The sequence below is a fragment of the Paucibacter sp. M5-1 genome (assembly GCF_027498415.2).
GTDB lineage: Bacteria > Pseudomonadota > Gammaproteobacteria > Burkholderiales > Burkholderiaceae_C > Roseateles_E.
Genome location: NZ_JAPZLM020000001.1, coordinates 3,739,808 through 3,765,773, shown reverse-complemented (window position 1 = coordinate 3,765,773; position 25,966 = coordinate 3,739,808). Strand labels below are relative to the sequence as shown.

Sequence of the window (25,966 nt, the reverse complement as noted above, 5' to 3'; positions counted from 1 at the left end):
GATTATAGCGAGACCCCACCGGCCTTCGGCGCCGGGTGCCACAAGCGCTGCTAGAATGCGACGCGCTGCGCCCGTAGCTCAATGGATAGAGTACTGCCCTCCGAAGGCAGGGGTTGCTGGTTCGATCCCAGCCGGGCGCACCATATGAATCAAGGACTTAGGCTGCCAGAGGTGGCCTTTTTCGTTTCCGGTAGGCCAAAAGTAGGCCAAACAGCCTGTCGCCGAAGAGACCCGATTCGGAGTTCGCGGCTGCTCGTTTGGACGCGCCCCCGATACAAAGTACGGTAGTTGGCCGCTAGACCGCATGAATGCTAGACCCCGCTTACTGGAGGCCGGCTGCATGGACTTAAACTTGGACTCAAGTACCCCTGTTGTTTCCCGCGCGACCTGAGAAGTGGCTTGTGTTTGGGTTGACGGTCGTTCTTCGGGTTGACAGACTTCGCTGCCCTGACGTCGGTATGGCAAGGAGGGGCAGGTCCCTTCAGCCACAGCACGGGAAAGGCCCTGCGCTACTACGTCAACGTGTCCGGGTGGCCGCATGACCTACGTGAACCAGCCTGAGGGTCAGGCCTTGACTTCAGGTTGGAGCCCCCCCGGCCGCCCTTGCGTCAAAGAGCGAGCAAGTTCGTATCGACGACCAACGTAGCATCGTTGTTCTCAACCCAAGGCCGATTTCGTTCGATCAGTTCAAATGCCCTCGGATCCGAGTCGGGGTGCAACTTCACCACTACCCGAGTGTTCGCCGTCGTCGGAACACCGCTTTCTGATTTGAACTGATCGGATTGAATGAAGACCAAGTAGTTCTCCAGCTTGCGAAGCAATCTCTCCAGAGAGCGCCGTTCCCCAGAGATAGGCGTGGCTATCACAAGGTATAGATCGGAGCCCCCGCCATGCTTGACCTTATTGATGTCAATCAAATCAACGTTGGGAATCGGGTCGTTTTCGTCAATTTCAAACACAGGTGACTCCAAGCGTCGGTGGGAGCAAGTAGCCCCGTCGCCACATTCACTTTAACTTTGGGTCCGGGGGAACTGCCTTGATTTCTCCGGCGAGATTTCCGAGAGCGTTTTGGTTCTTCCGAATTTGTGCTGCTGAGGATTGACCTGGCGACAACACCTCCGTCACATTGACCTTTCCGTCTTGTCGCACGGTTGCCACGTCGGGACGAACAGCAGAATTTACCTTGCCGCCTGTGACAGTGCTAATGGTCTGATTCATGTGAACAGACTTGGCATCGGCCGATCTAGCTGCTTCATTGGCTAGCCGCTGGCTGGTTGATGCGTGCGTGGTCTCCGTTCCACCCGACCTGGTAACTTGCGCATTGCCTTGAATCGATGCCCGAGCCTCGCCAAGGTTGGCACGCGAGCCTTCAACGGATTGACGTATCGGCCCCCCGTCAATTCCACGAGCACCCAGAAGTCCAGCCCCGCCACCACGCCCTGCCAATCTAGCTTCCAGATTGGCAGGATCATCGGCCTGCATCCCATCAGGATCAATCAGCGTATAAGGCTTGTTCTCAGCGTAGTGGTACCGCCCAAACGACTTGCCGTTGTTGGCATCGGTGACTACCGGATCCACACTGAGGAATCGCCCCGCAATCGGGTCGTAATACCGCTGCTGCATGTACACCAGGTCCGTTTCGGCGTCCTGTACATGGCCGGTGAAGCCGATCACGCTGGTGGCCGGGCTGGGTTTGGTGCCCTGGGCCACATAGCCATAGGGCTCGTAACGGCTGCGGTTGAGAATGCCGCCCGCCGCATTGCTGTGTGCTACCGGGCTGCCCAGCGCGTCGGTGTGCACATACTGGGTTACGCCTGCTCCGGTCTCGGCGATCTGCTTGCCGCCCAGGTGGATGTAATAAGTCCAGCTGGTGCCGCCCAGGCATTGGCTGCCGCTGACCGTGCCACCCTGCGGGCAGGTGTACCGCGACGTAGCGGCGATATTGCTGCTGGCAAGGCAGCTGTTGTTGGGCTGGAGGACATAGCCGCCGGGGCAGCTGTAGTTCGCCTGGGCCGCGATGGTGTGAGTGCTGCTTGCATAGCAGGTCTGACCCGACAGCACTTGGCCGCTCGGGCAACTGTAGGAGGCACTGGCCGGGCTGGCCGTGGTCGTGACGCAGCTGCTGCCGACCAGGCTGCCGCTGCTGCAGCTATAGCTGGCGATGCTGGCATTCTGGACTTCGGTGCCCATGCATTGACTGCCGTTAAGCACCGCTCCCGCAGGGCAGCTGTAGCTGATAGCCGCCGCAAGATAGCAGCGATAGAGACCTTCATAGACGCGCTGAACCTGACCGTACCGCAGACCGCGAGCGTTCGCTTCAACTTGGCAGTTAGCCACCGCCTCGTAGTCGATCTCCCCGGCAACATAGGTCGTGAAGCAGTAGCCGGGGCTATACGGATCAGTGTTTACATAGCCCTTGCAGCTATAACTGGCCGTGGCCTCGTTCACCGTGGGGCGCGAGCAGCTTGAGCCGCTGAGCTGATAGCTGGCGGGGCAGGCATAGATGGGCATCGCCGCCACGCTGCTGCTGCTGAGGCATTCGCTGCCCGACAGCGTGTACCCCCCAGGGCAGCTGTAGCTCAGCGTGGCGGGGCTGCTGCTCTGCGTGCTTTGGCTGCATTGGCTGCCCGACAGCGTGTAGCCGGCCGGACAGCTATAGCTCAGCGTGGCCGAGACGCTGCTGCTGCCCAGGCATCGATCACCCGACAAGGTCGTACCCGCCGGGCATTCATACACCAGCACCGCCGGCACCGAGGCGCCGCCGCTACGCTGCGCCCACAAGAGCTGCCCGTCTTGGCTGTAGGCCTGTAGCCGCGTGCTGCCATCGGTGCTGACGATCTTGATGCGCCGCCCGTGGCCGTCATACACATAGCTGCCGCCCAGGCTGGCGCTGCTCAAGCGATTGCCGATGTCGAAGGTAAAGGTCTGCAGCCCCTTGCTGCGCAGATTGCCCAGGGCGTCGTAGCCATAGCTGGTCGTGCCGCCATTGGTGGTGACACTGCTCAGCCGGTTGGTCGCGTCATAGTTGAGCGTGCTGGACCGGCTGCCCACCGTTGCCGAGCGCAGGTTATCGATCGGGTCGTAGCTATAGCTGGCATTGCCCCAGACATTGGGTGCATTGGCGCTGATCAGCCGGTCCAGGTCGTCGTACCCCAGCGTGCGATGGAAGTGGTTTTCCTGCTGGTCGGTGATGCTGGAAACATTGCCATTGGCGTCATAGGCATAGAGGTCTTGCACCACGCCCGCGTCGCGGTTGAGCAGCGGCAGTCCGCGCAGATTCTGGCTTTGGGTGTGCTGGATGCCATTGCCCAAGCGGTAGGCCTCCACGGCGCCGTTCGGATGGAAACTGATGGCGCTGGCGTAGGCTCCAACACTTCTGGGCTCGCCCAGCGCGTTCGGGCTGTAGGTCAGCGTCGGTCCGCCCGAGGGGTAGACCAGAGCACTCAGATTGCCATTGCTGTCATAGCTTCGGCTCAGCTCATGGCTGCTGCCCCCATAGCCAAGAGTCTCGCTGCTCAACAGCCGCAGTGCGTTGTAGGCATAGCTCCAGCTGGAGCCGCTGCTGGTACTGACGTTGCGTAGCTTGCCGTCTGGCCAGTAGCTGCGGCTGATGCTGGGACTGCCATCGCCATAGGCCGTGCTCGTCAAGCGGTTGAGCGCGTCATAGCCGTAGGCAATCTTTGCTGCCGCCGCCACGCTGGCTCGATCGCACTCACTCGCATTCGGCAGGCTCTGGCCCGGCGCCCGCCAAGCCAGATTGCCGGCGCCGTCATAGTCCTGCACGGAGGCACCAAGCTCAGGCTCGATGGTCTTGCACAAGCGTTGGCCTCCGTCGTAGACATAGCGCCGTGTCACGCTGATCGGCGCTCCCAAGTGGAGGCCGCTTCGCGTGATGGCAGTGGGTTTTCCGAACGCGTCACGAACAATGCTGAGGTTGACGCCAGCCGGCGCCGCAACAGTGGCCAGCGCGGCCTCGTCTGGATTGTCCAGAGCCCAGAAGCCTTGCGTGGTCACTTTGGCACGGGGGTTGATGGTGCGGGTCTGGAAGCCATCCAGATAGTCGGTCGTACTGGTCAGCACGCCCAGTTCGCTATCGGCCTCGCTACGAAAGGCGCGCCCCAGTGCGTCATGGGCCGTACGCGTGCCAGCAGGCAGGCTGCTGCTGACACTGGCGGCGTCACGCTGGGGATAGCTCTCGTAGACCTTGCGTCCGTCGACATCGAAGCCGCGAACGACGACCTTGCGCGTGCTCGCCTCGTCAGCGGCATCGAAAGTGCGCGTCATCACCGGACGCCACAGCGCATCGAAGTAGCTGATCGTGCGGGCATTGCCGCGACTGATGGTCTGGCGCCAATGGCCGCTGCTCAGGCCGTACTCGCTGCCAGCCACCGGTTCAAACACGATGCTGGTGGCGTTCCATCCGGCTGGCGGCGTGACCTGTTCGAGCCGGCCGATCTCGTCATAGCTGTAGCCGGTGGTGTAGCCGGCCGCGTCGGTCAGGCTGGTGATCAGGCCGATGTCGTTGACCTGGGCGCTCTGGGTGCTGCCGTCGGCATGATCGATGCGCTGAGCCAGGCCGCGTTTGTAGTCGCTGTAGTGGGTGGTCTGGCTTTTTCCATCACTGACCGTGGCCACTGTGCCATCGGCGTGATAGGTGTAGCTCTGCTGCAGCACGCCAAATTTACGGATAGCTGTCGGCAACGCGGTGCCGGTGTCATAGTCATGGTCCAGTACCGTCATTCCGCCGGACACGATGGCATCGGTCTGGCCTAGCACCCAGCGCGAGGTCTGATCGAAGTAGCTGATGGTTTCACTGCGACTGCCGCTGGGACCAGTGCGCGTGACGCTGGTGGGGCGGGCGAAGCTGTCGAAGCTGTTGGCGGTCCAACTGAAGCTGGTGCCCTGTTGCGTGATCACGCGCTGGTGCTGGGGACGGTGACGGGAAGCCAAGTCATCACTCACCTCGGAGGGGCTGATGCCAACCGGCTCTGGATAGCTCATGCCCGACGGCGACTGATACGCGTAGCTGGTGCTGCGCAGCGCCGTACTGCCGTTCCAGCCCTGGTCTTGCCGCAGCAGCTGCCCCTCGTTCACACGAAACAGATTGCCATAGACATGGCGGGTCACATGACCTTGCGGGTCGGTGACCGTCACGATGCGCTTATCGTTGCACCCGTTGCAAGGTGCCCAACTGCCGACTGAGCTGCTGCCGTAGCTCCAGGTCTGATTGCCGAGGCCTGGACCGGAGATTGTCTTGCTGCTAAGCGCCTGCGTGATCAACTGGTGCGGCCATTGTGCAAATGTCGGTGCATCGGGCTGAGCTCGCTTTTGGCGGCAGACCTTGTCGACTCCGGCGCGCCCATGCATCGTGAAGGCCGTGACGAATTGACCCACCGCCCCCGAAGGATGGGTGATGGTGCCGCTGTAGGTGCCACTGGGTACCGCGCCGGCCCAGTTGCAGGTGGCACCCGTCTCTTCATTGGTCAGCGGCCGCACCAAGCCACTGAGATTGAACTGCCAGTTGGACCCATCGGGCTGGCGCACGCGTTCAAGCTCGCCGGCCGCGCTGTAGTCGTAGTTCCAGGTCCGAATGCCATCGCTGACAGATTGCACCGCCACGGTATTGCCCAGAGGGGCATAGCCAAGCTGCAGATAACGACCGTCGCTGGCTTCAATACGCAGCAGCTTCCAAGGGTTGGCGGGGTCGTAGCTGTAGGTCACCGTGTTGCCAAAGCGGTCGGTGATCAGCGTCGGCATGAGCCAGACTTCACGGCGCAGCAATAGCGCGCCGTTTTCATGCCGCATCGAGGGGTAGTAGCGTGATGCCATCCAGTCGAAGCGGTACTGCGTGCCATCGGGTGCTACGGCCAGGAAGCCTTCGCCGGCTCCAGAGGCCAGGCTGGGCAGACAGCGGAACTGCCAGCCACCTCGGGTCACGAGCGGGTAGCTGTGGCCATCAGTGGGCGTGGCGGTGTTGGCGGGAGCGCGCGTCAGTATTTCTTCGCCCCCTCCACCTGGTAATTGCAAGGTATTGCCCTGCCAATACTCCAGAGCCCACCAACTGGTGTTCGATCCGCCCATTGCCGTTGGCGGCTGGCTGTACCAGGAGCAACGATTGATGGCACCAGCGCCGTTGACCCATCCGTTGCTCGCGGTAAACACCCCCTGCAAGCGCGGGATGTCGAGGTCCCAGTTACCGAAGTGGCCGACAACCATCTCGGAGCGTCCGGCGGTCAGGCGACGGTTCAAGGCAACGGCCAGGCCGCTGTTGCCCGGCAAGCTGACATCGGTGTGGTTGAACTCCAGGGCACCCGTGTAGAGATTGACACGGTCACCCATCAGATCCGCGCCCAGCGCCGTGACGTTCTGCGAGGCCCGAGCAAGCTGTCCTTGCTCCATGTACACGGTCGTCGACGGTGTGCTGGAGGCTTGTGCGGTCTGAACGTAGAGCTCTTGCGGTTGGCCCGCAGCAGCCGATGCTGTCAAGTCCAAGGTGGTTGAACTCGACGATTGAGCAAGGCCGGTCGACGAGACAACAAGAAGGCCAGCGCACAGCAGCACTCCGCGCAGCACGCGCGGCAAGGTCTTGAACATGGGTTCGCTCCGCTCCCTGATGCAGCCTCGGAGGACTGCTGCTGGCGACTGTAGTGAGCAGGTGAGAGGTTTCAATCCCTCGGAAGGGGGTACGCCAAGTGACTTGCTTCCTTTGCGGCGCGTCTTGCCTTAGCTACGGGCACGTGTCGCCCTCCGAAGGCAGGGGTTGTTGGTTCGATCCCAACCGGGCGCACCATGAATGAAGTTGCGAAAAGCGGCACCTGCCCTCACGGCCAGGTGCTTTTTTCATGCCTTCCTATTCAAGCCCCCCTCGCCCCCAGCCGCCCCGCCTCGGCCAGCCAGCGCTCGCGCCGCGCCGGCGTGCTCTTGATGACCGGCGTGAACGCGCTGATGCGTACCGGGGCAATGCCGCAGAACTCCAGTACCGCGTCTTTCATCATGCGGTGGGCCGGGGCGCCCTGCAGCCAGCGGAAGTACCAGGCCGGCGTGTCCATGCAGACCAGCAGACGCGCGCTGCGCCCTTTCAGCAGACGCTCGGGCAAGGCCTGACCCTGGTGGTAGCGGAAGGCGAAGCCAGGCAGCAGCAGCCGGTCCAGCAGGCCTTTGAGCAGGGCCGGCACCGAGCCCCACCAGACCGGGTAGGCCCAGACCAGATGCTCCGCCTCGGTCAGCTGCTGCTGAAGGCGCTGCAGATCGGGTTCCAGCACGGCATCGGCGTCATGGCCCTGCGGGAGATCGGATGCAAAGTGCAGCTCACGCAGCTGCACCAGACTGACGCGGTGGCCGGCCGCCGCAGCGGCCTCGGCATAGCGCCGGGCCAGGGCCTCGCTGAGGCTGTGCGGCTTGGGGTTGGCATTGATGACGAGAATGGTTTTCTTGGCTGTCGTGTTCATGCCCGCCAGCATCCACCCTGTCCCTAGGGACAGAGTCAAGCGGGCTGCACATCGGGGCAGTCGAAGGCCTGCAGCAGCAAGCGCTCGCAGACCGCCAGCTCGTCGAGCTGCAGCTGCAGGCGCTGCTGCTGGGCGGTCAGCGCGGCGCGCTTGGCCTGCACTGCCTGCAGCGCCACATCGCGGGCCAGCGGCTCGCCCGGGGCGGGCCGGTTGGCGCTCGCCGTCAGCGCGCGCAGCTCCTGCAGCTTGAAGCCCACGGCCTGGGCCTGGCGGATCAGGCGCACCGCGTCCAGATGGCGCTGCTCATAGACGCGGTAGCTGCCCTGGCGCCGGGGTTCGGGGATCAGGCCCAGCGCCTCGTACAGCCGCAAGGCCTTGGGCGTGGCGCCGCTCAGGCGGGCGAGCGCGCCGATGCGCAGAATGTCTTGGCTCATGGGGTGCTCGCCGCAGTCAGATGGGATTTCAACGCCTCGATCGCATAGCGCACCTTGGCGGGCTGGGCATCGCGCTGCGGAGTCAGCGCATAAATAGGCAGGCTGGGCAGCCGCCAGCCGGGCAACAGGGGCACGAGCCGGCCGTCCTGGGCTGCGGCACCGATATCGCTGGGGCTCAGCATCGCCAGGCCCATGCCGGCCTCGCAGAACTGCTGCAGGCTCAGCTGGTTGTTGCTGCTGGCACGCGGCTGGATGTTCAGCTGGACCGGCTGGCCGGCCGCGTCCTGCAGCGGCAGCAGCACGCCGGCGGCACCCCGGCGCAGCAGCAGCCAGTCATGCCGGCCCAGCTCGGCCAGGCTGGAAGGCACGCCGCAGCGCGCCAGATAGGACGGTGCCGCATAAAGCCCCATGCTTTTTTCGCCGATGGGCTGGGCCACCCAGCTGCTGTCGGGCAGGCGGCCGAAGCGCACGGCGAGATCGATGCGCTGGGCCACCAGATCGGTGAAGCCGTCCTCGACCTCCAGATGCAGGCTCAGACGCGGATGGGCAGCCAGCAGCGGCGCCAGCGCCGGCCCCAGTTGGCGGCCGAAACCCACTGGTGAGGCCACGCGCAGCTCGCCCTCGGGCGCGTCGCGCAGCTGCAGCAGCTGGGCCTGGGCGCCGCGGGCGGCCGCCAGCATCGCGACGCAGCCCTCGTGGAAGCGGGCGCCGGCCGGGGTCAGGCTGAGCTTGCGGGTGGAGCGGTGCAGCAGGGTCACGCCCATATCGCGCTCCAGCGCCCGCACCTGCTGGCTGATCGCCGAGGTGCTGGTCTGCAGCAGCCGGGCGGCGCCGGCAAGACTGCCCTGCTCGACCACGGTCGCCAGCACCGCCATCCGTTTCAATTGGTCCAGCATGAAGTTTCTCTAAACAATGCTGGCGAATTTTGCCGGCTTATCGATTCACCGTGAAGTTCATACAGTTGATCCCATTGCAACGAGTTCCAAAGGACTGCTCATGAAGATCGCCCTGATTGGCGCCACCGGCTTCGTCGGTGCCCCGGTTTTGCAGGAATTGCTGGCGCGCGGCCACCAGGTCGTCGCCCTGGCCCGTAACCCGGCCAAGCTGGCGGCCCAGCCCGGCCTCAGCGTGGTCGAGGCCGACGCCAAGAACGCCGACTCGGTGGCCGCCGCCGTCCAGGGCGCGGAGGCGGTGGTCAGCGCCTACAACCCGGGCTGGGGCGTGGCGGACATCTACACCGAGTTCCTCGACGGCACGCGCGCCATCTATGCCGGCGTCAAGCAGGCCGGCGTGAAGCGGCTGCTGGTGGTGGGCGGTGCCGGCAGCCTCTATGCGGCGCCGGGCCTGCAGCTCGTCGACACGCCGGAATTCCCGGCCGAATGGAAGCAGGGCGCGCTGGCGGCCCGCGAGGCGCTGAACCTGATACGCGCCGAGACCACGCTGGACTGGACTTTCCTGTCGCCGGCCGTGCATCTGGAGCCGGGCGAGCGCCGTGGCCGCTACAGGCTGGGCCTGGAGTCGCCGGTGATGGACATCGACCCGAGCAAGGGCCCGGCGCATATCTCGGTGGCCGATCTGGCGGTGGCCATCGTCGACGAGCTGGAGACGCCGCAGCACATCCAGCGCCGCTTCACGGTCGGCTACTGACGCTCAGACCGTCTTCTGCTCCAGCACGAAGTTGGCGCCGTCGTACTGGCCCAGCTTGTCGACCAGATAGGGCAGGCATTCCTGCAGCTTGTCGTGCAGCGTGAACGGCGGATTGACGATGAACATGCCGCTGCCCAGCATGCCGAAGCCGCGCGTATCGGTCTGCGGTTTGACGGTCAGGCGCACATGCAGCCAGCCCTTCTTGGCGCCGGCCTTGGGGTTGTCGGCGGCGGCCTTCATGCGCTGGGCCAGCTGGTGCGATTCGAGCAGCTGCAGCTGCGGATACCAGATCAGGAAGACGCCGTCGGCAAAACGCTCGAGGCCTTCGCGCAGCGCAGTCAGCACCTTGGCGTAGTCGGTCTTGAGCTCGTAGGAGGGATCCATCAGCACGACGCCGCGGCGCGAGGGCGGCGGCAGCTCGCCGCGCAGCGAGGCAAAGCCGTCGGTGTCGGCCACCTGGGTATTGGGGCGGGTCTCCAGATAGCTTTGCAGGATGCGGAAGTCGGTCGGATGCAGCTCGTAGACGCGCAGCCGGTCTTCTTCGCGCATCAAGAGGTTGGCAATCGCCGGCGAGCCGGGGTATTGGCGCAGCTGGCCGTCGGGGTTGAACTGGCGCAAGAGCTCGCGGTAGGCGGCCAGCGGCGCCGGCAGGTCCTTGGCATCCCACAGGCGTGAGACGCCCAGTGCATACTCGCCCTTTTTCTGCGCATAGCGGCTCTCGATCGAGTAGCCGCCGGCGCCGGCATGGGTGTCGACCAGGGTGTAGGGCTTGTCCTTCTCGGCCATATAACGCAACACCTCCGAGAGAACGAGGTGTTTGAGGACATCGGCATGGTTGCCGGCATGAAAAGCGTGTCGATAGGCGAGCATGGGCGAACTGTAGCCTGCCCGGGCCGGTTCACGGCTGCTGCAGCGCCCCCGGATGCAGGGCCGGCCCGGGCAGCGCGACGCTGCGGCGCGGGTGCTGGTACTGGCGCAGCGGCCGCAGTGAGGCAAAGCCTTCGGGCCCCGGCCCAGGGTCGACCGCCTTGCCGCGCAGCGCCGAGTCGGGCTTCAGCGCATAGTTCTCGCGCGCGGCGAGCACGAAGGCGTCCCAGTCGACCGCCGGGTTGTTGCGCACATCCCAGTCGGCGTCGGCGCTGAAGCGCCCGCCGCCGACCAGCAGATTGTTGACCGCCCGCACCCGCACCCGGCCGGGCGCGACGCGCAGATAGACGCCCTCGCGGGGCCGGTTGTCGACCAGGGTGTTGTGAGCCAGCCAGAGCTCGTTGTCGGCATGCTTGTAGCCCTCGGCGCCAATCGAGATCAGGTGGGCGTTCGCTGTCGTCGCGCTCTGCTGTATCAGGTTGCCGATCACGACGGCGCGGCCGCCGTTGGGGAATTCCAGCTCGTAGCTGGCCGTGCCGCCGAGCTCGTCGCTGAGGCGGTTGTAGAGGATGTGGTTGACGGCCGCACGGCTCTTCAGCAGATGGCCGCTGCGGCCATGGTGGAAATAGCAGCCGCTGACCGTCAGCCGGGCGATCGCGCCGGCGTAGAGCAGATGGGCCGGCCGGTCGTCGGCGCGGCGCGCGGCGCGCGCGAACTCGCAGTTCTCGATCTCCAGCTCGGCAGCAGCATCGTTGTTGGTCAGCAGCCCCATCTCGCACTCCGCGAAGCTGCAGTCGCGCAGGCGCAGCGAGCCGCGCTCGAAGCGGATGCCGGCGCCATTGGTGTCGGGGGCGGTGGCGCCGATGAAGTCGAAGCCCTCGACGCTGACCCGCTGGCCGCTGATCACAAAGATGCCCTTGCCCTGGGCAACGGCCCCGTTGGCGATCAGGCGCACCCGCCCGCCGACCGCGCGCAGGCTCAGGTCGTTTCGGCCCCAGCTGGCCACATCGGCCACATAGTCACCGGCCTCGACCTCGATCACCATGCCGTCGCGCGCCTGCTGAGCCGCGCTGGCCAGGCTGCGCACCGCCTGCTTGGGGCCGACGCGCAGCAGCGCCGGCTGCGCCAGCACCGGCCGCCCCAGGCACAGCCCCGCCGCCAGGCCCAGCAGCTCGCGGCGCCCCGGCGCCTCACCGACTCTTGCAGCACTCATCGCATGGCCTCCACGTAACAGCTTGTGCAGTCTAGCGAGGCCGGATGACGCCAAGCCCTTGGGGCCGGCACGGCTGTCGCGCACCGGACGGCGGCAGATCGCACATCTGAGTATCATAGTGATCATTCCGTAATTAATAGCCGACCCCATGCCCAATCTCTTCGACCCCATCAAGATCGGCGATCTCGAGCTCGCCAACCGCATCGTCATGGCGCCGCTGACGCGCAGCCGCTCCAAGGGCCTGCTGCCCGGCGCCATGGCCGTCGAGTACTACCGCCAGCGCGCCAGCGCCGGCCTGATCATCAGCGAGGGCACCCAGGTGGCCCCGCAAGGCCAGGGCTATCTGGACACCCCGGGCATCCACACGCCCGAACAGATCGCCGCCTGGAGGCGGGTCACCGACGCCGTGCATGCCGAGGGCGGCAAGATCGCGGTGCAGCTCTGGCATGTGGGCCGCATCTCGCATGTGCTGTTCCAGCCGGCCGGTGCCGCTCCGCTGTCGGCCACCGACAAGCCGGCCAAGGGCAAGACCTTCACGGCCGAGGGCTTTGTCGATGTGTCGGCGCCGCGCGCGCTGAGGACCGAGGAGATCCCGGCCGTGATCGCCCAGTTCGTGCATGCCGCACGCTGCGCGATGGAGGCCGGCTTCGACGCGGTCGAGGTGCACGGCGCCAACGGCTATCTGCTCGACCAGTTCATGCGCGACAGCATCAACGACCGGACCGACGCCTACGGCGGCAGCATCGCCAACCGCGCCCGCCTGACCGTCGAGGTGATGACGGCCATCGCCGCGGCGATCGGCCCGGGTCGCACCGGGCTGCGCCTGTCGCCGGTGACCCCGGTCAACGACGCCGGCCAGGACAGCGATGCACAGGCCCTGTTCAACCATGTGGCCGAGCAGCTGGCGCCGCTGAAGCTGGCCTTTCTGCACATCATCGAGGGCCAGACCGGCGGCGCTCGCGATGTCGCGCCCTTCGACTACCCGGCGATGCGCGCGCGCTTCCAGGGTCCGTGGATGGTCAACAACGGCTACAGTCGCGAGATGGCGCTCAAGGCCGTGGCCGAGGGCCAGGCCGATATGGTGGCCTTCGGCCGCGACTTCATCAGCAATCCCGACCTGGTGCGCCGCCTGAAGCTCAATGCGCCGCTGCAGCCGGTGGACCGGGCCACGCTGTACGGCGGCGAGGCCCAGGGCTATATCGACTACCCGGCACTGGCCGCCTGATCAGTTCTTCTTCTTGCTGGTCCGGGCCTTGAACAGCTCGGTCACGCCGACCTCGCGCGGACCGGCGATCAGTTCGAAGGACTCCCCGGCGCTCAGGCTGCCGGGGCGCTGCACCGCCAGATAGAAGCCGCACCAGGCGTTCTGCGTCATCAGCTTGGCGGCCTGGTTGAAGCCCATCACCGCGTTGAACTTGAAGCAGGGGAAGCGCGGCTCGCTGACCACCAGCTCGCAGTCGGCAAAGCGCAAGACATCGCCGATCCAGACCTGGCTTTCCAGCAGGCCCTGCAGGCTGAGGTTCTCGCCCATGCTGCCCGGCGCCAAGGCCTCGTCCCAGCCGGCCACCTTGGCCTGGGCCCGCACGGTCTGCCAGAAAGGGTAGTGCTCGACCGGATAGGCATAGACCGCCTTGGCCAGGCCGCCGTGCACGCTCAGGTCGGCCTGCTCGTCGCCGGCCAGGCCCAGCGGCGCCACCGCGACCGGGCCGCTCTGTGGCTGTTTGCGGATACCGCTGAGTACGCTGCCCTGCGCGGTGAGCAGGGCTTGAGCCGGGGCGGTGTTGATGCTGAGCAGCTTCATGCGTCGGATGGAAGAGGGTCGGACATGGGACGCTGATTGTCGCCGGCCCGCGCCGCCGCCTGCTGGGCCTGGCGCAGCTCGGTGATGTCGACACTGGTGGACAGCACGCAGGTCTGGCCCTGGTAATCGATCAGCTCGCCGCTGAGCAGGGCATGCAGGCGCTGACCATCGCGGCCGCGCACCCGCACCTCCAGGTTCTCCACCCGGCCGTCGCGCTTGAGCAGCTCGTAGTAGCGCTGGCGGTCCGCCGGTTCCAGCCCCACGTCGGTCAGCTCCGACATGCGTCGCCCCAGCATCTGCGCGCGGCTGTAGCCATAGCGGCGGCACAGCACCTCGTTGACCTCCAGGATGGTGGTGTCGGCCAGCGTCGTCAGCGCGGCGGTCACCGAATAGGCGTTGAACAGGCGCTGGAACAGATCGCGCTCCTGCCGCGCGGCCAGCAGCGCCTCGCGGCGCGCCTGTTCGCGGTCCAGATTGTCCAGCGCGAACGAGACATCACCGGCCATCTCGTCGAGCAGGCGCACCAGGGCCGCATCGAAGAAACCGGGCTCGGCGGCAAACAGCAGCAGCGCGCCAACCGTGATCCCGCCCCGGCGCAGCGGGAAGGCGGCAATCGCCCGTCCACCACGCGCCACCACGCTGTCATGCCAGTGCGCCATGCGCGGATCCAGGCCCGCCTCGTTGCTGATCAGATGGCTGCCGCTGCGTATCACCTGGCTGGTGATCGAGGTCTGGCCATAGGGCGAGTCCAGCAGCCAGCGCTCGGGCACGCCGGTCAGCAGCTCGGCCTGCCCGTGCAGACAGGCGCGGTAGGCCTCTTCGCCGCCGCTGACGATGACGGCCGCCAGCGCCGCGTGGCCGGTGTCCACGCAGATGCGGCACAGGTCCTGGTAGAGCTGCTGGTCCGAGGCGGGGTCGCGCACGATCAGCTGGTTGCACTGCGACAGCGCGATATAGAACTGCTGCACGCGCTGCTCGGCGGCCGCCGCGCTTTGCTGCTCGCGCCGGTGCTGCGACCAGACCCAGACGGCCAACGCGGCGGCCAGGCCGCCGCTGCCCGTCATCAGCGCCAGCAGATTCCAGCGCGCCCGCTCGAACCCGGCCTGGCTGGCATCGGCCTCGCGGCGCGCCACGGTCAGCTGCAGATCGATCAGCTCGCTCAGGGTCTGGCCCAGCGGCTCCAGCGCCAGGCGCAGATTCAACGCAGCGAAGGCGCGCAGCGCGGCCGTATCGCCGGCGCCGACCAGGCGCTCGAACTGCCGCAGCGCTTCGTTCGCATAGCGCAGCTGCGGCTCGGCGCGGGCGATCAGATGCAGCTCCTCCTCGACCAGCAGCGTGCTTTTGTAAGCCGCCCAGAGCTGCTCCACCTGCGACTGTGCGCTCTTGATTTGCAGGCCCGCCTGCGTCGGCGCCAGCCGCCCCTCGACCAGCCCGTTCGCGCTGGCCGGCACCTCGGCCAGCATCGCATGGGAGATCTTGCGCAGCTGCTGCACCGGCACCAGCCGGTTCGCATACACCGACTCCAGCGCCTGCGACACGCCACGCAGCTGCAGCAGCGCCACCAGCCCGAGCAAGGCCATCAGCCCCAGCAGCAAGGCCATCACCAAGGCCAGCCTGGCCTTGAAACTCAGGCCGGCCATGGCGTGCCAGCGGATTGGATCGACGTGAACACAGTGAGCCCGTGCGGTTGGAAAGCGGCCACCGATTCTGGATCAAGGCCCGACTTGTCAGCGCTTGAAACAAGGGTAAGCAAGGCCCAGACAAACCCCAACAAAGCGTGCATCAGGTCATACGGGTTTTGCATGACCCCCTGAAGCATGGCGGTTACGGCGTGGTTACATTGGGATGACAATGGCCACCTCGGCTTGCCGAGCGCCCATCACCGCCCTGGCGGGAAGCGGCATTGGGTCAGCCCCGAAGCATCACCCCCGTGATCGAGGCTGTCCCAATTCTGCTTTTTAATTGATTGGGATCGACATGAACCAACCTCTGATGGAAGGGCTGCGCTTGAACGTACCCGCCTATGTGAAGCACCAGCGCCTGATCGCCTGGGTGGCCGAGATCGCCGCGCTGACCGAAGCGCGCGATGTCTATTGGTGCGACGGCAGCCAAGCCGAGTACGAGCGCCTGTGCCAGCAGCTGGTCGAGGCCGGTACCTTCAAGAAACTCAATCCCGAGCTGCGCCCCAACAGCTTCCTGGCCTGCTCCGACCCCAGCGATGTGGCGCGCGTCGAAGACCGCACCTATATCTGCACGCCGGACAAGGCCGACGCCGGCCCGACCAATAACTGGATGGCCCCGGCCGAGATGCGCGCGCTGCTGCAGACCGGCGACGCTGCGCTGTTCAAGGGCGCGATGCGTGGCCGCACCCTCTATGTCGTGCCCTTCAGCATGGGCCCGCTGGGCTCGCCGATCGCGCACATCGGCGTCGAGCTGTCCGACAGCCCCTATGTGGCGGTGAATATGCGCATCATGACCCGCATGGGTCGCAAGGTGCTGGACGTGCTGGGCGACAACGGCGAGTTCGTCCCCTGCGTGCATACGGTCGGCGCGCCGCTGGCAGCCGGCCAGGCCGATGTGTCCTGGCCCTGCAACAAGACCAAGTACATCGTCCATTACCCCGAGACCCGCGAGATCTGGTCTTACGGTTCGGGCTATGGCGGCAATGCGCTGCTGGGCAAGAAGTGCTTTGCGCTGCGCATCGCCTCCACCATGGGCAAGGAGCAAGGCTGGCTGGCCGAGCACATGCTGATCCTGGGCGTCACCAAGCCCGACGGCAAGAAGTTCCATGTCGCCGCCGCCTTCCCCAGCGCCTGCGGCAAGACCAATTTCGCGATGCTGATCGCACCCAAGGCCTTCGCCGGCTGGAAGGTCACGACCATCGGCGACGACATCGCCTGGATCAAGCCCGGTGCCGACGGCAAGCTGCGCGCGATCAATCCCGAGGCCGGCTATTTCGGCGTCGCCCCGGGCACCAACGAGCTGACCAACTTCAACTGCATGGCCAGCCTGAAGCGCGATGTGATCTTCACCAACGTGGCGCTGACCGATGAGGGCGACGTCTGGTGGGAGGGCATGAGCGAGACCCCGCCGGCGCACCTGATCGACTGGCAGGGCCAGGACTGGACCCCGGCGATCGCCAAGGAAACCGGCGCCAAGGCCGCCCACCCGAACGCCCGCTTCACCGTGGCCGCGACCAACAACCCGGCGCTGGACCCCGAGTGGGACAACCCCGAAGGCGTGGTCATCGATGCCTTCATCTTCGGCGGCCGCCGCTCTACCACCGTGCCGCTGGTGACCGAGGCGCGCGACTGGGTCGAGGGCGTCTACATGGCGGCGACCATGGGTTCCGAGACCACCGCCGCCGCCGCCGGCCAGCAGGGCGTGGTGCGCCGCGACCCCTTCGCGATGCTGCCCTTCATGGGCTACAACATGGCCGACTACTTCCAGCACTGGCTGGATCTGGGCAAGAAACTGCAGGCCAGTGGCGCCACTTTGCCCAAGATCTACTGCGTCAACTGGTTCCGCAAGGGCGCCGACGGCAAGTTCGTCTGGCCCGGCTATGGCGAGAACATGCGCGTGCTGAAGTGGATGCTGGAGCGCGTCGAAGGCCAAGGGCACGGCGAAGAGCATGTGTTCGGCATCACGCCGAGCTACCAGGACCTGAACTGGGAAGGCCTGGACTTCAGCCCGGCCCAGTTCGAGCAGGTCACCAGCATCGACAAGGCCGCTTGGCAGACCGAGCTGGGCCTGCACGAGCAGCTGTTTGAGCAACTGGCCTACCACCTGCCGACCGAGTTGCCGGCCACCAAGGCCAAGATCGAGCAACGTCTGGCCGCCGAGTAAGCACTAACCTGCAGAAAAGACAAAGCCCGCTGAAAGCGGGCTTTTTTGCGTGCCAGCCGGTCGAAAAGACCGGCAGGACTTCAGCGGCGGCGGGCGTTGGCGGCGCGCAGCTCGGCGGCGAACGAGGGCATGCTGCTCTCGTACTGGGCGGCCAGGTCCAGCAGCTCGCGCTCGGCGCGGCGCTCGGCGGCGAGGGCCAGCTGGGCCTTGACGGAGGCGATCATGCGCAGCCACAGACGGGCGCCGATCGAGGCGAAGGAACCGCCGTGACGCACGTTGCGATGCAGGGGAAGACCGAAGGTTTGGGATGCGACGCTCATGGCTTAACTCTCTGTGTTGAAGCTCTTTTGGAGCCGATGACGAGATTATGGGGTAAACCCTAGTTTTGAATCCAATGAATCTTCGGCATTGGATATATAAACAGAAGACATAACTCACGTTTTGGCCCGCGATGAACTTCCGCACCCTCGATCTCAACCTGCTGCGGGTCTTTGACGCAGTGATGGCGGAGCGCAGCCTGACCCGCGCCGCCCAGCGCCTGGCGATGACGCAGCCGGCCGTCAGCCATGCGCTGAAGCGGCTGCGCGAGACCCTGGGCGAGGAGCTGTTCGTGCGCCAGGCCTTCGGCATGAAGCCGACCTCGCGGGCCGAGGGCTTGTGGCCCGAGGTGCGCGCCGCCCTGGACCGGCTGCGCCTGGTGCTGGACCCGGGCGACTACCAGCCCGACCAGCAGGAGCAGACCTTCCGGATCGCGATGGCCGACGCCACCGCCGCGCTGGTGCTGCCGCCGCTGGTGGCCGAGCTGGAGCGCCTCCAGGCCCTGGCCAATATCCATGTGCTGCCGCTGACCACGCGCGACCCGCGCTCGCTGCTGGAGCAGGGCGAGGCGGACTTCGCGCTGGGCTACTTCCCCGGCGCCGTCGCGGCGCTACAGGCCCAGGGCGTGATGAGCGCGATCCGCCAACACCGCCTGTACGAGAGCGAGTATGTCTGCGCGATGCGGCGCGACCATCCGTTGGCCGAGCTCGAGCTGGACCTGGACCGCTACTGCGCCGCCCACCATCTGCTGGTCAGCTTCTCGGGCCGACCCCATGGCTTTGTCGACGAGGCGCTGACGGCGCTGGGGCGCAGCCGCCGCATCATGCTGACGGTCAACCAGTTCTTCACCGCCGGTCGCATCGTCGCGCAGTCCGATCTGCTGACCGTGCTGCCGGCCTCCTTCGTCGAAGCCACCGGCTACAAGCAGCGCCTGGTCGAGCGGCCGCTGCCGATGCCGCTGGCGCGGGTCCATGTGGACATGCTTTGGCATTTGCGCAACGAAGAACGCAGCGCCCAGCGCTGGATGCGCGAGCGGCTGGTGGAAGCGGCAACAGCGGCGACAATCGCCGCATGAGCCCCACCGCCCCCTCCTCCCGCGACCTGAGCGACGCCGAGTTCGCCGAACTCGACGAACTGCTTGCCACCACCCCCGACCCGCTGGAAGCACTGGATGCCTCCATGCTGGACGGCTATCTGTGCGGCGTGCTGGTCCAGCCCCGCCTGATCGAGATCGACGAGTGGCTGCCCAATATCTTCGACTACGACGGCGGCGTGCTGCCCGAGGAGGTCGACCCGGTCTGGCTGGCGCGCATCCGCGAGCTGGTCGAGCGCCGCCACACCGCGCTGAACCGCGCGATGGTGGAGGACGGCTGGTTCGACCCGGTCGTGCTGGACCTGGACGAGAACGCCACGCCCGAGGCCCCCTCGCCCGACGACGATGCCGAGCAGGCCGAGGCGCGTGCCACCTATGCCGAGATGAGTCCGATCTCGCGCACCCTGATGCCCTGGGTGGCCGGCTTCCAGCACGCCTGCCTGTGTTTCCCCGAGCTGGCCGATATGCCCGACGATGCGGTGATGGCCGCGCTGGCCCGCCTGTACCGCCATCTGCCAGCCGAGACGCCGGAAGAGAAGGAGATCGTCGCGACCCTGGACCGCGAGCATCCGCTGAAAGACCTGGACGACGCGATCGAGGAGCTGGTCGTCACGGTGGCCGATCTCTGCGATCTGACCCAGGAGCACCGCTACCGGGTCGAGACGCTCAAGCGCGAAGGCCCCAAGGTCGGCCGCAACGACCCCTGCCCTTGCGGCTCGGGGCGCAAGTACAAGGTCTGCCACGGCTCCAACTAGCGCGATGCGGCTGCAGCTGATCTCGGACCTCCACCTGGAGACCGAGAGCTACCAACCCCACCCGGCCCCCGGTGCCGAGCTGCTGGTGCTGGCCGGCGATGTCGACAGCACTTGGCGAGGCCTGGCGTTGTTCCGCGACTGGCCGGTGCCGGTGCTGTTCGTGCCCGGCAATCATGAGTACGACGGCCGCGATGTCGACAGCGCACGCACCGGCCTGCACGCGCTGGCCCGCGAACTCGGTTTCCTGATGCTGGACGACGCCAGCCTGGTGATCAACGATGGTGAAGGTCGGCGCGTGCGCTTTGTCGGCAGCACGCGCTGGAGCGACTTCGACCTGTTCGGTTCGGCCCAGCGCGAGCGCGCGATGCGGGCGGCCGGCTATTTCCAGCGCGTGATGGCGGCCACGCGCAACGGCCACCCCTTCGACGCCGCCGCGGTCCGTGACGAAGCCCTGCGCTGCCGCGACTGGCTGGCCCAGCAACTCGCGCTCGGCGAGCAGGGCCCGAGCTGGGACGCCACCGTCGTGATCACCCATTTCGCGCCCAGCATCCAGAGCGCCGACCCGCGCTACGGCCGCCAACCCGGCACCGCCAGTTTCTGCAACGATGACGAAGCGCTGCTGGGCGGCGCACGGCTGTGGCTGCATGGCCATCTGCATTGCCGGCATGACTATCGGTTGAACGGCTGTCGCGTGCTGTGCAATGCCCGCGGCCACGCGCGCAAAGGTGAGGCCGACGGCCATGACGGCCAGCGCCTGATCGAGGTCTTCGACCAGCCGGCTTGACGAGAATCAAGCCGTGGGGGCCAGCTCTTGTGCCAGACTGTGCCGACAACCTCAACAACACAGGAGCAGAGGCTATGAAAATCTTGGTCGCGGTCGACGGCAGTACCTATACCAAGCGCATGCTGGCCTATCTGGCCGCCCACGACGAATGGCTGGGCAGCGCGCACCAGTACACCGTGGTCCATGCCGTGCCGGCAGTGCCGCCGCGCGCGGCCGCCGTGCTGGACAAGGACGTGCTCAAAAGCTACTACGACGACGAGGCCGAGAAGGTCTTGAAGACCATCCGCAGCTTCTTTGGCAAACAGAAGATCCAGGCCGAATTCGTCAGCAAGGTCGGTCCGGCCGCCGATGTGATCGCCTCGCTGGCCAACAAGGGCAAGTTCGACCTGCTGATGCTGGGCTCACATGGCCACAGCAGCCTGGGCAATCTGGTGATGGGCTCGGTCGCCACCAAGGTGATGGCGCATTGCACCGCGCCGGTGCTGCTGGTGCGCTGACCGGCGGGCGAGAAAGAACTCAGTGACCGCTGCGCCGGCTCAGCCAGGCCAGCGGTGACTCCAGCGCGGCCCGGGCGGCGCGTTCCGACTCCAGCTCATAGGGTGGCGGCTGGCTGCTCGCGTAGCCCTCGTCGCCCTCGAGGCTCGCTTCCATGCCGAAAGCCGTGCCGAGATCGGCCGGGTCATGTGCGTCGCTGGCGGCTGAACTCTTGCGGAAAAATCGCAAAGCTGGGGTGAATCGCATATCGAACCTCGCAAGTGTTCGTGGCTGAGGGGCTGCATCCAGTGTGCGCCGCTGCGCCGGCAGAAGAATCCCCAAAGTGGGTGGAAAAGCCCAGGTAGTTGGGAAAACCGCACGCAATCACATTTGGCAACAATCCGATGCAGTGCCGCGCCGCGTCATCGGGCTTACTGCATGACCGATTTGATCGGTGTTGCGCCATCCCACTTGGGGAGGATGGCTGCGACCCTGGCTGCGGCTTAAGCTGCGCCCCTCGCACAGACAAGCCCGTCCGTGCGCCAACAAAAAGATCCGATGAACTTTGAAGTCCTCACCTGGCTCAGCCGGGCCATTGTCGGCGCCGTCGTGCTGAGCACCTTGTGGCTGGCCGCCATCACCGACAGCACCCAGCAGCGCCCCCGCTTCGTTGCCGGCGTGAGTGTCAACGCCGACGCCCTGCACATCGAGCCCGAGCGCTAAGCCGAGCCCAGCGACTTCTTGGCCCCCAGGGCCAGCGCCTGGCCGATCTGGTCCAGCAGGGCCACCCGGGTCGGCGCGGCCACCAGCTCCGACACCAGCTTCCATTGGTGCCAGTACAGCGTCACGTCGACACTGATCTCGGGCCTCAGACAGACCAACTCGCCGCTGGCGATCAGCGGCCGCACCTGTAGCTCGGGCGCAACACCGACCCCCCATCCCATGCCCACGGCCCGCACATAGGCCTCGCTGGACGGCACATAGCGTTCGCGCAGGCGCGGCGCACGCACACCAAAAGCCTTGGCCACCCAGAGCACCTGGGTGTCATCCTTGCGGTTGAACACCAGGAAAGGCGTCTGGGCGAAGTTGCCGGCCGTCAGCCCGCTCGGCAGCTGCTCGCGCATGAAGTCCGGGCTGGCCACCGCGACATAGCGCATCACCCCCAGCGGCTGCACCGTACAGCCGCGCAGCGCCTGGCGGACCGTGCTGACGCAGCCCAGCACCTCGCCCTGGCGCAGCCAGTCATGGGTGAAGTCCTGATCGTCGACCACCAGCTCCAGCCCATAGCCCTCGCGCAGCCCCTGCTGCACCACCGGCTCCAGCGCCGGCAGCACCCAGGTGGCCAGGCTGTCGGCATTGATCGCGATCGCCACGCGCTCATGCGGCGCGGCGCGCGCGCCCAGCTCGCGCACCACATCGCTGCGCAGCGCCTGCAGCTGGCGTGCAAAGCGCAGCAGCACCTTGCCGCCCTCGGTCAGCCGCAGCGGCCGCGAACGCACCACCAGCAGCTGGCCGACCTGGGCTTCCAGGCTGCGCAGGCGCTGCGAGACCGCGCTCTGCGTGATCGCCAGGCGCTGGGCGGCGCGCTCGAAGCTGCGTTCATCGGCCAGCGCGGCCAGGCAATCAAGGCCGGCGGAGTCGAGGTCTTTCATAAGTTCTCTTAATGTACTCCGACAAATATGAATGTACCTTCATGAATACGGAGACCGTGCCGACAATCCGGCCACGCTGCAGCTGCGTCGGCAACCGCCATGGCTGCGACAAAGTCCTCGGGCGGTCTGGGTCTGCAATTCTTGATGGAGCCGTTATGAAAATCGTCGTGTTGGGCGCGGGCATTATTGGCGTCAGCACCGCCTGGTATCTGCTGGAGCAGGGCCATGAGGTCACGGTGGTTGATCGGCAGCCCGATGCGGCGCTGGAGACCAGCTTTGCCAACGGCGCGCAGATCTCGGTCAGCTTCTGCGAGCCCTGGGCCAATGCCGGCGCGCCCTTCAAGGTGGCCAAATGGCTGTTGCGCGAGGACTCACCGCTGCTGTTCCGCCCGCGCATGGACCCGGCGCAGTGGCGCTGGGGCCTGAGCTTCCTGACCCAGTGCACGACCTCGGCCTTCGAGCGCAATGTCGAGCAGCTGGTGCAGCTGGGCCGCTACAGCCATGCCTCGCTGAAGACCCTGGTCGCGCAGACGGGCATCGAGTACGAGCGCCTGGAGCGCGGCATCCTGCACTTCTTCTCCAGCCAGGCGGACTTCGAGGCCGGCGCGGTCGGTGCCGAGATCATGCGCCGCCATGGCGTCGACCGCCGCGTGCTGAACCGCGACGAGGTGCTGAAGGTCGAGCCGGCCCTGGCCGCCTTCGGTCCCCATATCCACGGCGGCACCTTCACGCCCAGCGACGAGTCGGGCGATGCCCGGGTCTTCACGCAAAAGCTGGCCCAGCTGTGCGCCGAGCGCGGCGCCACCTTTCTGTGGAATCACGATGTGCTGGCGCTGGAACACAGCGGCGGCCAGATCACGGGCGCCCAGGTCGCCTCGCGGGAAACCGGCAAGAAACTCGCGCTGAAGGCCGACGCCTATGTCGCCGCGATGGCCTCGTACACGCCGGCGCTGCTGAAGCCGCTGGGTGAGTACCTGGCCATCTACCCGGCCAAGGGCTACTCGGCCACCTTGCGGCTGAAGAAGCCCGAGCAGGCCAGCGTCGTCAGCCTGCTCGACGACGGCCGCAAGATCGCGATCTCCCGCCTGGGCGACCATATCCGCATCGCCGGCACCGCCGAGCTGGCCGGCTTCGACACCAGCCTGGACAGCCCCACCTCGCGGGCCCGCTGCGCCTCGCTGGTCAAGCGCTACGAGGAGCTGTTCCCCGGCGTGGCCGACACCAGCGAACCCAATTACTGGACCGGCCTGCGCCCCAGCACGCCGACCAACATCCCCTACATCGGCCGCAGCAAGAAGGCGAGCAATCTCTGGCTCAATGCCGGCCATGGCACTCTGGGCTGGACCCATGGCGCCGGCTCAGGCCATGCGCTGGCCGAGCTGATGGCCGGCCGTGCGCCGGAGATGGATTTCGCCTTCTATGGCGACGCCCTGCCGGCCAAGCCGATCCGGAGCATGGCGCCGGCCTGAATAGTCGATCCGAACGGGGCTCGCTACAATCCGCGCCCCCTCTCCTGATGCCGGATCTCCATGAGTTCGCCTGCCACGTTCTGCGCCATTGACTTCGGCACCTCCAACTCGGCCATCGCGATTCCCCGCGCCGATGGCCCCGGCATGCGCCTGGTCGAGCTGGAGCCCGGCCACCAGACCATGCCGACGGCGGTGTTCTATTTCGTCGAAGGCCGGCATGATGCCGACGGCCCGCCGCGCGCCTTCGGCCGCGCCGCCGTGGCCGCCTATGTGGAGGGCGCCGAGGGCCGGTTGATGCGCTCGATGAAGAGCATCCTCGGCTCGGGCCTGATCGACCAGACCACCGATGTCGGCGGCGGCCGCGGCGTCAAGTACGCGGACATCCTGGCCGGCTATCTGAAGCGCCTGCGCAACTCGGCGCTGGCGGCAGGCGCTGCGGCGCCCCTGAACCACCTGGTGCTGGGCCGCCCGGTGTTCTTCGTCGACGGCGAGCCGGCGCGGGACGCCGCCGCCCAGGCCTCGCTGGAGGCCGCCGCCCATGCGGTGGGCTTCAACGATGTGCATTTCCAGTTCGAGCCCATCGCCGCAGCCTTCGACTACGAGAGCCAGATCAGTGACGAGCGCATCGTGCTGGTGGCCGACATCGGCGGCGGCACCTCGGACTTCTCCATCGTGCGGGTCGGCCCCGAGCGCATGCGTCGCCTGGACCGCCGCGATGACATCCTGGCCAACCACGGCGTGCACATCGCCGGCACCGACTTCGACCGCCATATCGAGCTGGCCAGCATCCTGCGCGAGCTGGGCTACCGCTCGCACGGCCCCGAGCGCGCGGGCTCGCCGGCCCGCGAGGTGCCCAGCGGCGTCTACTTCGACCTCGCCACCTGGCATCTGATCAACACCGTCTACAGCCCCGGCCGCGTCTCCGAGCTGCGCGCGATGAAGAGCTTCTACGGCAACCCGGTCCATCACCAGCGCCTGATGACGGTGATCGAGGACCATCTGGGCCATGAACTGGCGGCGCGCGCCGAGGGCGCCAAGATCGCCGTTTCCGGCGGCGGCGACACCGAGATCGACCTGAGCCTGGTCGAGCGCGGCCTGAGCGTGCCTCTGAGCGAAAAGGTGGCCGTCGAATCGCTGGACGCCGACATCAACCGCATCGTCCAGGCCGGCCATGAAACCGTGGCCCAGGCCGGGCTGAAGCCCGAGCAGATCGACGCGCTCTATTTCACCGGCGGCTCGACCGGCCTGCGCCTGTTGGCAGACCGCATCTCGGCCGGCTTCCCGGCGGCAGCGGCGGTGCGCGGCGACCGTTTTGCCTCGGTCGCCACCGGCCTGGGCCTGCATGCGGCCCGGTTGTTCACTCGCTGAGGGTCAATAGCGCCCGCGAGTCGGCGGGCCGCGTCGCGCGGGCGGGCGCCGCGCAGCCTCGGGCCGGGGCTGCGGCCGGGTCACGTCAGCCAGCAGCAAGCAGGCGCTGACCAAGCCCTCGACAGCCTCCTCCAGATCACTGGGCGGCTCCAGCGTCTCGATCTCTTCCAGCAGATCGTCGGCGTCTTCCAGATCATCCGGGTCCAGATGCATGAACAGCGCGGCCAGCGGCTCGAGCAGCTCGCTGGCATCCTGGCGCATCAGCTCGGGGAACACATCGGTTGCCAGTGCAAAGCCGGCCACCCAGGGGAACACGACTTCGGAAGGTTCGGCCTCATCCTCCAGCTCGAACACCCAGGGATCGAACCACTGGCGCTCGGCGATGGCGCGGTTGAGTTCCTGGTGGCGGCGCTTGGCCAGGGCCATCAGTTCCCGGCTGTCGAAGCCCTGCGGCGCGGGCCGGCCCTCGCCGTCCAGCACATAAGGCATCCACTGAAAAGCCTGCACGGCCTTGGGCTGCAGCAGCACGCCGACCAGATAGCCATCCAGCATGCTGATGTCCAGCGGCTCCAGCGGCGCCGGCACGCTGTCCAGCAGGGCCTGCAGGCGCTCCATCTCGGCCTCGCTGAGCGGCTGCGGCGCGGCCTTGGGCGCCACGGCCGGCGCTGCGGCGGGGCGCTGGCGCGCGCCCGCTTGTGAACGGGCCAGCGGGCGGGCGGGCGGACGACTCGGCGGACGCTTGGGGGAGGTGCTCATGGCGCTATTGTCCCTGCTCAGGCCTCCGTATCATCCGCTGT

At 66.6% G+C, this 25,966-nt stretch carries 23 protein-coding genes and 1 tRNA gene; 11 read left to right on the top strand and 13 right to left on the bottom strand.

Features of this window, described 5'->3' with window-relative positions:
* The first annotated feature begins 67 nt into the window (after nt 1-67).
* Nucleotides 68-143 (top strand) — tRNA-Arg (locus O5M90_RS17685).
* Nucleotides 144-608: 465 nt separating this feature from the next.
* Here the strand turns inward: O5M90_RS17685 and O5M90_RS17680 are convergent.
* From O5M90_RS17680 to O5M90_RS17660, 5 genes are all read right to left on the bottom strand, one after another.
* Nucleotides 609-959, bottom strand: a complete 351-nt coding sequence (locus O5M90_RS17680; protein ID WP_269839775.1) for a hypothetical protein — start codon at nt 957-959, stop codon at nt 609-611.
* A 46-nt stretch (nt 960-1,005) separates the two neighbouring features.
* Nucleotides 1,006-6,594: an RHS repeat-associated core domain-containing protein gene (locus tag O5M90_RS17675; RefSeq protein ID WP_269839774.1), complete on the bottom strand. Its 5,589-nt coding sequence runs from the start codon at nt 6,592-6,594 to the stop codon at nt 1,006-1,008.
* A gap of 260 nt (nt 6,595-6,854) precedes the next feature.
* Nucleotides 6,855-7,448: an NAD(P)H-dependent oxidoreductase gene (locus tag O5M90_RS17670; protein ID WP_269839773.1), complete on the bottom strand. Its 594-nt coding sequence runs from the start codon at nt 7,446-7,448 to the stop codon at nt 6,855-6,857.
* Nucleotides 7,449-7,483: 35 nt separating this feature from the next.
* Entirely contained in the window at nt 7,484-7,882 is a 399-nt protein-coding gene (locus tag O5M90_RS17665; protein ID WP_269839772.1) for a MerR family transcriptional regulator, read from the bottom strand.
* Entirely contained in the window at nt 7,879-8,778 is a 900-nt protein-coding gene (locus tag O5M90_RS17660) for a LysR family transcriptional regulator (RefSeq protein WP_269839771.1), read from the bottom strand. Before O5M90_RS17660 ends, O5M90_RS17665 begins: the two co-directional genes overlap by 4 nt.
* Before the next feature lie 100 nt (nt 8,779-8,878).
* Between O5M90_RS17660 and O5M90_RS17655 the strand changes: the two genes are divergently transcribed.
* Complete coding sequence (locus tag O5M90_RS17655; protein WP_269839770.1) at nt 8,879-9,529, top strand: NAD(P)-dependent oxidoreductase; 651 nt, start codon at nt 8,879-8,881, stop codon at nt 9,527-9,529.
* 3 nt (nt 9,530-9,532) lie between these two features.
* Here the strand turns inward: O5M90_RS17655 and O5M90_RS17650 are convergent, their stop codons facing one another.
* Both O5M90_RS17650 and O5M90_RS17645 read right to left on the bottom strand, forming a co-directional pair.
* The gene (locus O5M90_RS17650) at nt 9,533-10,399 is read right to left on the bottom strand and encodes a 23S rRNA (adenine(2030)-N(6))-methyltransferase RlmJ (RefSeq protein ID WP_137945115.1); all 867 of its coding nucleotides are present in this window, start codon (nt 10,397-10,399) and stop codon (nt 9,533-9,535) included.
* 28 nt (nt 10,400-10,427) lie between these two features.
* Nucleotides 10,428-11,609: a hypothetical protein gene (locus tag O5M90_RS17645; RefSeq protein WP_269839769.1), complete on the bottom strand. Its 1,182-nt coding sequence runs from the start codon at nt 11,607-11,609 to the stop codon at nt 10,428-10,430.
* A gap of 148 nt (nt 11,610-11,757) precedes the next feature.
* Here O5M90_RS17645 and O5M90_RS17640 point away from each other — a divergent pair, with 148 nt between their 5' ends.
* Nucleotides 11,758-12,834, top strand: a complete 1,077-nt coding sequence (locus O5M90_RS17640; protein ID WP_269839768.1) for an alkene reductase — start codon at nt 11,758-11,760, stop codon at nt 12,832-12,834.
* On the opposite strand, the gene O5M90_RS17635 is transcribed toward O5M90_RS17640, so the two are convergent.
* Together O5M90_RS17635 and O5M90_RS17630 are read right to left on the bottom strand one after the other, a co-directional pair.
* Nucleotides 12,835-13,410 (bottom strand): MOSC domain-containing protein, encoded by a 576-nt coding sequence (locus O5M90_RS17635; RefSeq protein WP_137945112.1) that lies wholly within the window; start codon nt 13,408-13,410, stop codon nt 12,835-12,837.
* A complete protein-coding gene (locus O5M90_RS17630; RefSeq protein ID WP_269839767.1) occupies nt 13,407-15,050 on the bottom strand; it encodes an MCP four helix bundle domain-containing protein in 1,644 nt (547 codons plus the stop codon). The genes O5M90_RS17635 and O5M90_RS17630 overlap by 4 nt, the downstream gene beginning before the upstream one ends.
* 337 nt (nt 15,051-15,387) lie before the next feature.
* Between O5M90_RS17630 and O5M90_RS17625 the strand changes: the two genes are divergently transcribed.
* Nucleotides 15,388-17,256, top strand: a complete 1,869-nt coding sequence (locus tag O5M90_RS17625) for a phosphoenolpyruvate carboxykinase (GTP) (RefSeq protein ID WP_269839766.1) — start codon at nt 15,388-15,390, stop codon at nt 17,254-17,256.
* 80 nt (nt 17,257-17,336) lie between these two features.
* Here the strand turns inward: O5M90_RS17625 and O5M90_RS17620 are convergent, their stop codons facing one another.
* On the bottom strand, nt 17,337-17,576 hold the full coding sequence (locus O5M90_RS17620) for a hypothetical protein (RefSeq protein ID WP_137945109.1): 240 nt from the start codon (nt 17,574-17,576) through the stop codon (nt 17,337-17,339).
* A gap of 131 nt (nt 17,577-17,707) precedes the next feature.
* On the opposite strand from O5M90_RS17620, the gene O5M90_RS17615 reads away from it, so the two are divergent.
* From O5M90_RS17615 to O5M90_RS17600, 4 genes are all read left to right on the top strand, one after another.
* Nucleotides 17,708-18,649, top strand: a complete 942-nt coding sequence (locus tag O5M90_RS17615) for a LysR family transcriptional regulator (RefSeq protein ID WP_262972036.1) — start codon at nt 17,708-17,710, stop codon at nt 18,647-18,649.
* Nucleotides 18,646-19,422, top strand: coding sequence for a YecA/YgfB family protein (locus O5M90_RS17610; RefSeq protein WP_269839765.1), 777 nt, complete (start codon nt 18,646-18,648; stop codon nt 19,420-19,422). Before O5M90_RS17615 ends, O5M90_RS17610 begins: the two co-directional genes overlap by 4 nt.
* Before the next feature lie 4 nt (nt 19,423-19,426).
* Nucleotides 19,427-20,206: a metallophosphoesterase gene (locus O5M90_RS17605; protein ID WP_269839764.1), complete on the top strand. Its 780-nt coding sequence runs from the start codon at nt 19,427-19,429 to the stop codon at nt 20,204-20,206.
* Nucleotides 20,207-20,280: 74 nt separating this feature from the next.
* Nucleotides 20,281-20,703, top strand: coding sequence for a universal stress protein (locus tag O5M90_RS17600; protein WP_269839763.1), 423 nt, complete (start codon nt 20,281-20,283; stop codon nt 20,701-20,703).
* Between the two features lie 19 nt (nt 20,704-20,722).
* Here O5M90_RS17600 and O5M90_RS17595 read toward each other — a convergent pair whose 3' ends face one another.
* Entirely contained in the window at nt 20,723-20,947 is a 225-nt protein-coding gene (locus O5M90_RS17595; RefSeq protein ID WP_137945104.1) for a hypothetical protein, read from the bottom strand.
* Nucleotides 20,948-21,238: 291 nt separating this feature from the next.
* Here O5M90_RS17595 and O5M90_RS17590 point away from each other — a divergent pair, with 291 nt between their 5' ends.
* Nucleotides 21,239-21,403 (top strand): hypothetical protein, encoded by a 165-nt coding sequence (locus tag O5M90_RS17590; protein ID WP_269839762.1) that lies wholly within the window; start codon nt 21,239-21,241, stop codon nt 21,401-21,403.
* Here the strand turns inward: O5M90_RS17590 and O5M90_RS17585 are convergent.
* Nucleotides 21,400-22,332, bottom strand: coding sequence for a LysR family transcriptional regulator ArgP (locus tag O5M90_RS17585; RefSeq protein ID WP_137945103.1), 933 nt, complete (start codon nt 22,330-22,332; stop codon nt 21,400-21,402). The genes O5M90_RS17590 and O5M90_RS17585 overlap by 4 nt on opposite strands.
* A gap of 155 nt (nt 22,333-22,487) precedes the next feature.
* On the opposite strand from O5M90_RS17585, the gene O5M90_RS17580 reads away from it, so the two are divergent.
* Both O5M90_RS17580 and O5M90_RS17575 read left to right on the top strand, forming a co-directional pair.
* Entirely contained in the window at nt 22,488-23,801 is a 1,314-nt protein-coding gene (locus O5M90_RS17580; RefSeq protein WP_137945102.1) for a D-amino acid dehydrogenase, read from the top strand.
* Nucleotides 23,802-23,861: 60 nt separating this feature from the next.
* Nucleotides 23,862-25,169, top strand: coding sequence for an Hsp70 family protein (locus tag O5M90_RS17575; RefSeq protein ID WP_137945101.1), 1,308 nt, complete (start codon nt 23,862-23,864; stop codon nt 25,167-25,169).
* Between the two features lie 3 nt (nt 25,170-25,172).
* Here the strand turns inward: O5M90_RS17575 and O5M90_RS17570 are convergent, their stop codons facing one another.
* Nucleotides 25,173-25,925, bottom strand: coding sequence for a YecA/YgfB family protein (locus O5M90_RS17570; RefSeq protein ID WP_269839761.1), 753 nt, complete (start codon nt 25,923-25,925; stop codon nt 25,173-25,175).
* Between the last annotated feature and the right edge of the window lie 41 nt (nt 25,926-25,966).

Coding starts and splice junctions, on each gene's coding strand:
- O5M90_RS17640 (WP_269839768.1), top strand. CDS start 11,758: ATGCCCAATCTCTTCGACCCCATCAAGATCGGCGATCTCGAGCTCGCC.
- O5M90_RS17625 (WP_269839766.1), top strand. CDS start 15,388: ATGAACCAACCTCTGATGGAAGGGCTGCGCTTGAACGTACCCGCCTAT.
- O5M90_RS17645 (WP_269839769.1), bottom strand. CDS start 11,609: ATGAGTGCTGCAAGAGTCGGTGAGGCGCCGGGGCGCCGCGAGCTGCTG.
- O5M90_RS17660 (WP_269839771.1), bottom strand. CDS start 8,778: ATGCTGGACCAATTGAAACGGATGGCGGTGCTGGCGACCGTGGTCGAG.
- O5M90_RS17590 (WP_269839762.1), top strand. CDS start 21,239: ATGAACTTTGAAGTCCTCACCTGGCTCAGCCGGGCCATTGTCGGCGCC.
- O5M90_RS17665 (WP_269839772.1), bottom strand. CDS start 7,882: ATGAGCCAAGACATTCTGCGCATCGGCGCGCTCGCCCGCCTGAGCGGC.
- O5M90_RS17655 (WP_269839770.1), top strand. CDS start 8,879: ATGAAGATCGCCCTGATTGGCGCCACCGGCTTCGTCGGTGCCCCGGTT.
- O5M90_RS17675 (WP_269839774.1), bottom strand. CDS start 6,594: ATGTTCAAGACCTTGCCGCGCGTGCTGCGCGGAGTGCTGCTGTGCGCT.
- O5M90_RS17615 (WP_262972036.1), top strand. CDS start 17,708: ATGAACTTCCGCACCCTCGATCTCAACCTGCTGCGGGTCTTTGACGCA.
- O5M90_RS17650 (WP_137945115.1), bottom strand. CDS start 10,399: ATGCTCGCCTATCGACACGCTTTTCATGCCGGCAACCATGCCGATGTC.
- O5M90_RS17670 (WP_269839773.1), bottom strand. CDS start 7,448: ATGAACACGACAGCCAAGAAAACCATTCTCGTCATCAATGCCAACCCC.
- O5M90_RS17585 (WP_137945103.1), bottom strand. CDS start 22,332: ATGAAAGACCTCGACTCCGCCGGCCTTGATTGCCTGGCCGCGCTGGCC.
- O5M90_RS17575 (WP_137945101.1), top strand. CDS start 23,862: ATGAGTTCGCCTGCCACGTTCTGCGCCATTGACTTCGGCACCTCCAAC.
- O5M90_RS17610 (WP_269839765.1), top strand. CDS start 18,646: ATGAGCCCCACCGCCCCCTCCTCCCGCGACCTGAGCGACGCCGAGTTC.
- O5M90_RS17630 (WP_269839767.1), bottom strand. CDS start 15,050: ATGGCCGGCCTGAGTTTCAAGGCCAGGCTGGCCTTGGTGATGGCCTTG.
- O5M90_RS17620 (WP_137945109.1), bottom strand. CDS start 17,576: ATGAGCGTCGCATCCCAAACCTTCGGTCTTCCCCTGCATCGCAACGTG.
- O5M90_RS17635 (WP_137945112.1), bottom strand. CDS start 13,410: ATGAAGCTGCTCAGCATCAACACCGCCCCGGCTCAAGCCCTGCTCACC.
- O5M90_RS17605 (WP_269839764.1), top strand. CDS start 19,427: ATGCGGCTGCAGCTGATCTCGGACCTCCACCTGGAGACCGAGAGCTAC.
- O5M90_RS17580 (WP_137945102.1), top strand. CDS start 22,488: ATGAAAATCGTCGTGTTGGGCGCGGGCATTATTGGCGTCAGCACCGCC.
- O5M90_RS17570 (WP_269839761.1), bottom strand. CDS start 25,925: ATGAGCACCTCCCCCAAGCGTCCGCCGAGTCGTCCGCCCGCCCGCCCG.
- O5M90_RS17595 (WP_137945104.1), bottom strand. CDS start 20,947: ATGCGATTCACCCCAGCTTTGCGATTTTTCCGCAAGAGTTCAGCCGCC.
- O5M90_RS17600 (WP_269839763.1), top strand. CDS start 20,281: ATGAAAATCTTGGTCGCGGTCGACGGCAGTACCTATACCAAGCGCATG.